The organism is Polynucleobacter sp. 35-46-11 (assembly GCF_002281105.1).
Map to the genome: position 1 here is coordinate 1 of NZ_NCFJ01000689.1, position 1,141 is coordinate 1,141.

General features: G+C 45.1%; 2 protein-coding genes. Both read left to right on the forward strand.

Annotated features, from left to right (window positions below; genetic code table 11):
- Positions 1 to 58 precede the first annotated feature (58 nt).
- On the forward strand, positions 59 to 814 hold the full coding sequence (locus tag B7Y67_RS18820; RefSeq protein ID WP_215301152.1) for an ABC transporter ATP-binding protein: 756 nt from the start codon (positions 59 to 61) through the stop codon (positions 812 to 814).
- Positions 815 to 838: 24 nt separating this feature from the next.
- The coding region (locus B7Y67_RS18825; RefSeq protein ID WP_293599937.1) for an ATP-binding cassette domain-containing protein at positions 839 to 1,141 on the forward strand (303 nt) is incomplete at its 3' end.

Consider the following 1,141-nt stretch of genomic DNA (forward strand, 5'->3'; position numbering starts at 1 on the left):
CCAAGGGAATCTGGGGAACCATCTTGAGCAAGCTAAACCTCAATCAGGATTCGAAATAATGAGTAGCTCAAACCAAACCCCCATCCTTGAGGCTCGTAATGTGAGTAAGAGCTTTGGGAAATTCAAAGCCTTGCAGAATGTATCGACCACCTTTATGCCTGGGTCGCTTACAGCAATCATTGGGCCAAATGGTGCTGGCAAGAGTACATTCTTTAACGTCCTAAGTGGCGCCTTCCCTCCTTCGAGCGGGCAAATCTTGTTTAATGGCAAAGATATTACCGGCATGCAGCAATACGAATTTGCCCGCATTGGTATCTCTAAGAGTTTTCAAATTACCAACGTGTTTAAGCAGTTAACGGTTCATGAAAATGTCCGCGTTGCTGCACAAATGGAAACAGCACGCTACAACTTTTTGCGTAATGCCCAAAGTTACCCAGGGCCAATTGAACTTGCAGACCAGCTTTTGCGTCGCGTGAACTTAGAGCATCTAAGAAATAAAAAAACGGGTGACTTAGCTCACGGTCAGCAACGTGCTTTGGAGATTGCTATGGCCCTTGCCTGCAACCCGAGTCTTCTATTGTTAGATGAACCAACCGCTGGCATGTCTCCTGAAGAAACGCTCGTAATGATGGATCTCATTCGCACACTAGCGGATGAGAGAACGGTTATTTTAGTTGAGCATAAGATGAAACTCATCATGGGTTTATGTAAGCGAATCATTGTTTTACATCATGGTGAGTTTTTAGCCGAAGGCACTCCAGAAGAAATACAAAATAATGCAGAGGTACGACGCGTGTACCTAGGTCAAGGTTAACGAAGGTTCTTCGAGGGTTCTTATATGTTACGTGTAGAAAATTTAAATGCCTGGTACGACCGTAGCCATGTTCTGCAAGGCGTATCTTTGGAAGTGAACAAAGGGGAAATCGTTACCTTAATGGGTCGCAATGGTGCCGGCAAAACTACTACCCTTCGGTCTCTAATGGGCCTTCTTTCAAAAAGAGAAGGTAAAGCCTCGATTGATGGTAGCTCCTTCTTAGATCTGGCGGCGCATGAGCGCTACCACTTAGGCTTGGCTTACGTTCCAGAAGATAGACGGATTGTTCCAGGATTAACTGTGAAGGAAAATTTGGAGTTGGGTGTT

Bases quoted from the DNA above. Each gene is read 5' to 3' on its own strand.
- B7Y67_RS18820 (WP_215301152.1), top strand. From the start codon at position 59: ATGAGTAGCTCAAACCAAACCCCCATCCTTGAGGCTCGTAATGTGAGT.